We start from the raw sequence: 5,469 nt of genomic DNA on the forward strand, positions 1-5,469 counted from the left end.
GAGGCGACTCAGGCGTTCGGGGCCCAGCTGTCGGGACCGAACACCTCGTAGTGGATGTTCTCGGCGGGCACGTTGCGCTCGATGAGGGCCTCGCGCAGCGAGAGCATGAACGGCAGCGGACCGCACAGGTACGCCTTGGTGTTCGGGTCGAGCGGCAGGTCCGACACGTCGGCCCGGCCCACGCGCACGGTCTCGAGCGGCTCGCGGGCGCCGAGGTCCTCGTACCACCGGTGCACCTCGGCGGACGGGATGCGCTCGACGAGGGTGGCCAGCTCGTGCCGGTGCGCGTGGTTGGCGACGGAGCGGTCGGCGTGCAGCACCGAAACCTTGCGCTCGTCACCGGTTTCCGCGAGGTGCGCGAGCATGCCGATCATCGGGGTGCAGCCGATGCCGGCGGAGGCCAGCAGCAGCGGGGCGCCGTCGTCGGGCAGCACCAGGTCGCCGAACGGGGTGGTGACCTGCAGCTCGTCACCCTCGAAGACGTTGTCGTACAGGAAGTTCGACACTTCACCGGCCGGCGCGACGGTGCCGTCGGGGGTGGTGGTCGCCACGATCCGCTTGACGGTGATGCGCCAGTCGCCCTGGGCCGGCGCGTTGGTCAGGCTGTACTGGCGGATCTGACGGGCCCCGTCGGGCAGCTTCACGCCCACCGAAAGGTACTGTCCCGGACGGAAAGCGGGCAGCGGAGCGCCGTCGAGCGAGGTCAGGACGAACGAGACGGTGTCGGCGGACTGGTGCCGGCGCTCGGCGACCCGGACGGTGCGCCACACGTCGCCCGGCGCGACGCCCGCGGCCTTGTACAGGTCGTCCTCGAGCTTGATGAGCGTGTTGGCCATCAGCCAGTACAGCTCGTCCCAGGCCGCGGCGACCTCGGGGGTGACGGCCTCGCCGAGGACCTCCACGATCGCCTCGAACAGGTGCTTGTGGACGATCCAGTACTCGTCGGGCTTGATGCCGAGGGAGGCGTGCTTGTGCGCGATGCGGGACAGGATCGCCTCGACCCGGGCCGGGTCGGGATCGAGCTGCAGGGTCGCGAAGGCGGCGATGGAGCCGGCCAGGGCCTTCTGCTGTTCGCCCTGCTTCTGGTTGCCGCGGTTGAACAGGTCGCGCTCGAGTTCGGGGTGCGCGGCGAACATCTTCTTGTAGAACAGCGGGGTGATGTCGCCGATGGCGGCACCCACGGCGGGGAGGGTGGCGCGGACAACTTCCTTGGACTCGGCTGAGAGCGGCATCGTGAACTCCGTTTCGGGTAGGGCTGGGCCGGTTCCGGGCTGTGGAACCGTGCGGTCAGACGGCGGGGCGGGTGAGATCGAGCAGGACGGTGCGGGTGGGGGCCCGGGTGAGATCGGCGACGGTGACGGAGTCGAGCGCCGCGTAGAAGGACTCCTGGGCTCGGCGCAGTGCGCCGCGGAGGCTGCATCCTTCCCGCAGCGGGCACGGTTTGTCGCCCTCGCAGGCGACGACCTCGCCGTCGCCTTCGAGTTGCCGGGTGAGCCATCCGACGGACGCGCCCCGGCCGAGCTCGGTGATGGTCAGTCCGCCGCCGCGGCCGCGGCGGGTCGTGACGACGCCGAGTTCGCTCAATCGTGCGACCACCTTGGTGGTGTGTGCGTACGACAGCTGCAGCTGCTCGGCGACGCGCTTGGTGCTGGGGGAGCTGTCGGGCGCGGCGGCCGCCAGGTACATGACAACTCTCAGTCCGAGATCGGTGAACTGGGTGAGTTGCATGACCTGAGACTAGATAATTGGTATCTGAAATGACAATTTAATGTGACGTAGATCGCTTCGGTGCGTCAGCGTTCGAGCACGGGAAGGATATTGCGCCAGCTGACGATTCCGATCGGCCTGCCGTCGCGCACCACCGGCACGGACCGCAGCCGCATCTGCAGCATCGCCCGCGCGATGTCGAACAGCTCGGCGTCCGCATCGAGGGCCACCGGCGGCAACGCCACCGCCCGCACCGTCAGCGGCCGGCGGATCGCGGTGACGAGCGGCAGGTCGGCGTACATCGACAGGCGCGCCAGATGCGCCCCCGCCAGCGCCTCCTCGGTGATCAGGCCGCAGAGCCGGCCGTGCTCGTCGACCACCGGGAGGGTGGTGAAGCCGTTGCGGGCCAGCACCTCCCCGGCCCGCTCCAGGGTGGCGTCGACCGTCACGGCCAGCACCGGCGTGCTCATCACGTCCGCCGCGCGGACCTTGTGGGCCGCGGGCCCCGCCATGCGGATCGGTCCACCGGACATGATGCGCCTCCTCTGCCTACGATTGTGGCCGCATCCCCGCTACCGGGCCAGTGGCTCCGGACTTCCCGGAGAGGGACCAAAGACCATTCCTGCCCCCAGGGGAGCGGATTAACCTCGACCCCGAGGACGATCCCTGCGACGAGAGCGGTGACCGACGTGAAGTTCCCAGGCAGCAAGGCGCACCACGAGCCCACGCACGACGAGGCGGTGCGCTCGAACACCGTGGTGGTCGGGATCGACGGATCCCCGGCCTCCGACGACGCCGTCCGGTGGGCCGCCGCGACGGCCGCCGACCGCGGGCTGCCGCTGCACATCGTGCACGCTCTCGACTTCGCCCCCAGCGGCTACAGCGGGGCGCCGTTCATCCAGACCGCACAGGTCTTCGAATGGGTCGAGGACGAGGGCAAGACGCTGCTGCAGCGCGCCGAGGAGGTCGCCCGCACCGTCGCGCCGGCACTCGAGATCACCACCCGGCTCGCCGCCACCGGCAGCGCGCGCTGGCTCATCGACCTGTCCGCCCGCGCGCGGATGCTCGTGCTCGGCTCCTCCGGCACCGGCCGGGTGGGCGAGGCACTGCTCGGCTCCACCCCGGTGTCCGTCGCCAGCCACGGTCGCTGCCCGGTCGTCGTCGTCCGCGGCAAGGCTCCGGAGACCCTGCCCGACACCCGGCCCGTCGTCGTCGGGGTCGACGGCAGCCCCCTCAGCGAGAAGGCCGTCCGCGCGGCGTTCGAGGAGGCCGGCCTGCGCGGCGTCGACCTCGTCGCGGTGCACGTGTGGAGCGACATGCGGCGGGGCACCTTCGACGAGGCCGTGGAGGTTTCGATCGACCCGAACGCGTTCGCGGAATCCGAGCAGGCCCTGCTCGCCGAGCGCCTCGCCGGGTTCCACGACCGCTACCCCGACGTGAACGTGCGTCGCGAGGTGTACGTCGACGGGCCGCGCGCCCACCTGCTGGCCTGGTCGGAGAAGGCGCAGCTGCTGGTGCTCGGCAGCCGCGGCCGCGGCGGCTTCACCGGCATGCTGCTCGGCTCCACCAGCAACTCGCTGATCCGCGACGCGCAGTGCCCCGTCATGGTGGTGCGCCCCGACGAGTCCTGAAGGTCGCGCCACACCCCGGCGGTAGGGTACCTGGCACACGGGTACGAGCGTGCCCGGCAGGACCACGCACCAACGAATCACGGGGTATGCGGATGCGCATCGGGATGGGATTGAACTACAGCGGCGGATTCGCCGAGACGGCGGCGGAGGTGGCCGATCTCGAACGGGCCGGCCTCGACATCGTCTTCGTACCGGAGGCGTACTCGTTCGACGCGGTCAGCCAGCTCGGCTACCTCGCGGCCAAGACCGAACGACTCGAGCTGGCCTCGGGCATCTTCCAGATCTACACCCGCACGCCGAGCCTGACGGCGATGACCGCCGCAGGTCTCGACTACGTCTCCGACGGCCGCTTCGTCCTGGGCATCGGTGCGTCCGGCCCGCAGGTCATCGAGGGATTCCACGGCGTCAAATACGACGCGCCGCTCGGCCGGACCCGTGAACTCGTCGATATCTGCCGCCAGGTGTGGCGCCGGGAGAAGGTCGAGTACCAGGGCAAGTACTACCAGATCCCGCTGCCGCCGGAGAAGGGCACCGGACTCGGCAAGCCGCTCAAGCTGATCAATCACCCGGTGCGCGAACGCATCCCCGTCCTGATCGCCGCGATCGGCCCCAAGAACGTCGAGATGACCGCCGAGATCGCCGAGGGCTGGGAACCGATCTTCTTCTATCCCGAGAAGGCCGCCGACGTGTGGGGCGAGTCCCTCGCGCGCGGCAAGGCCAAGCGCGATCCCGCGCTCGGGGACCTGCAGGTCTACGTCGGCGCGGCGCTCGCGATCGGCGACGACGTCGACTTCCTGCTCGACTTCGTACGCCCGCACCTCGCGCTGTACATCGGCGGCATGGGGGCGAAGGGCAAGAACTTCTACAACGACCTCGCCGTCCGCTACGGGTACGCGAAGGAGGCGGAGACCATCCAGGACCTGTACCTCGCAGGCCGGAAGGAGGAGGCCGCCGCCGCGGTGCCCGACGACCTGGTGCGGGCGGTCTCGCTCATCGGGCCCGAGAGTTACGTCCGGGAACGCGTCGCCGCGTTCGCCGAAGCCGGCGTCACCACCCTCAACGTCAACCCGATCGCGGAGAACACCGCCGGCCGGGTCCGACTGATCGAACAGCTGCGGGAGATCTGCAACTGACACCCGCGCCGATGTGAGAACCCGGGCCCACCGGCCCGCCGACAGAGGGGAATTCATGACCGAAACCCAACCGATCGTCGTCGCGGTCGACGGATCCGACGCGGCGGCGACCGCGGTGATCTGGGCGGCCCGCGCTGCCGCGGCCCGCGCGCTGCCGCTGCACATCGTCACCGTCGTGCACATCCCCGCGTTCTACTACTCCGAGCCCTACCTCGCGGAGAGCTTCCACGAGGAGATGAAGGAGACGGCGCGGGCGCGGCTCGACAGTGCCAAGGTGCTCGCCAAGCGCATCGCCGACGAGCAGGGCCCGGTCGAGATCACCACGGAGCAGATCGAGGGCAAGGTCGTCCCCACCCTCGTCGACCTCTCGAACCGGGCCGACACCATCGTGCTCGGCTCGCGCGGGCTCGGGGAGGTGAAGGGGCTGCTCGTCGGCTCCGTCACCCTCGGTCTCGCCTCGCACGCCCACTGCCCGGTCGCGATCGTGCGCGGCCGCACCCTCGACGGGGCACCGCCCTCCGACGGCCCGGTCGTGGTCGGCGTCGACGGTTCCGAGGCCTCCGTGCGCGCCGTCGAGGTGGCGTTCGCCGAGGCGGCCGCCCGCAAGGCGACGCTCGTCGCGGTGAACGTGTGGAGCGACGTGAGCGTGCAGCCGTCCCTGGGCGCGGTGCCCGAGGATCCGCAGTGGAGCAGGATCCAGACGGGGGAGGAGGTCGTGCTCGCCGAGAACCTCGCCGGGTTCCAGGAGCGTTACCCGGACGTCGTCGTCGAGCGCGTCGTCGCGCGGGACCGGCCGGTGCGGGTGCTGAGCGAGTACGCCGAACGCGCCCAGCTGATCGTCGTGGGCTCCCGCGGCCGCGGCGGCTTCAAGGGCCTGCTGCTCGGATCGACCAGCAACGCGCTGATGCAGACGGCCGACTGCCCCGTGCTGATCGTCCGGCCGGACGGCGAGAAGTAGCCGTCCCGTCGCGGCCTTCGCCGCATGTGGTGGCGCGGCA

The 5,469-nt window shown here is 70.5% G+C and carries 6 protein-coding genes; 3 read left to right on the forward strand and 3 right to left on the reverse strand.

Annotated elements, in window-relative coordinates; all coding sequences use genetic code 11:
* Window positions 1-8 precede the first annotated feature (8 nt).
* The 3 genes from CQZ88_RS23345 to CQZ88_RS23355 form a co-directional block, all read right to left on the reverse strand.
* Entirely contained in the window at window positions 9-1,232 is a 1,224-nt protein-coding gene (locus CQZ88_RS23345; protein ID WP_006933281.1) for a globin domain-containing protein, read from the reverse strand.
* Between the two features lie 55 nt (window positions 1,233-1,287).
* Entirely contained in the window at window positions 1,288-1,728 is a 441-nt protein-coding gene (locus CQZ88_RS23350) for an Rrf2 family transcriptional regulator (RefSeq protein ID WP_006933279.1), read from the reverse strand.
* A gap of 65 nt (window positions 1,729-1,793) precedes the next feature.
* Entirely contained in the window at window positions 1,794-2,240 is a 447-nt protein-coding gene (locus tag CQZ88_RS23355; protein WP_006933276.1) for an HPP family protein, read from the reverse strand.
* Between the two features lie 147 nt (window positions 2,241-2,387).
* Here CQZ88_RS23355 and CQZ88_RS23360 point away from each other — a divergent pair, with 147 nt between their 5' ends.
* From CQZ88_RS23360 to CQZ88_RS23370, 3 genes are all read left to right on the forward strand, one after another.
* Window positions 2,388-3,338, forward strand: a complete 951-nt coding sequence (locus CQZ88_RS23360; protein WP_029541943.1) for a universal stress protein — start codon at window positions 2,388-2,390, stop codon at window positions 3,336-3,338.
* Window positions 3,339-3,430: 92 nt separating this feature from the next.
* On the forward strand, window positions 3,431-4,471 hold the full coding sequence (locus tag CQZ88_RS23365; RefSeq protein ID WP_029541944.1) for an LLM class F420-dependent oxidoreductase: 1,041 nt from the start codon (window positions 3,431-3,433) through the stop codon (window positions 4,469-4,471).
* 55 nt (window positions 4,472-4,526) lie between these two features.
* Window positions 4,527-5,429 carry a universal stress protein gene (locus CQZ88_RS23370; RefSeq protein ID WP_006933272.1) on the forward strand — a complete coding sequence of 301 codons (903 nt, stop codon included), beginning with the start codon at window positions 4,527-4,529 and terminating at the stop codon, window positions 5,427-5,429.
* The last annotated feature ends 40 nt before the right edge of the window (window positions 5,430-5,469 follow it).

The organism is Rhodococcus sp. ENV425, assembly GCF_002887785.1.
GTDB lineage: Bacteria > Actinomycetota > Actinomycetes > Mycobacteriales > Mycobacteriaceae > Rhodococcus > Rhodococcus aetherivorans.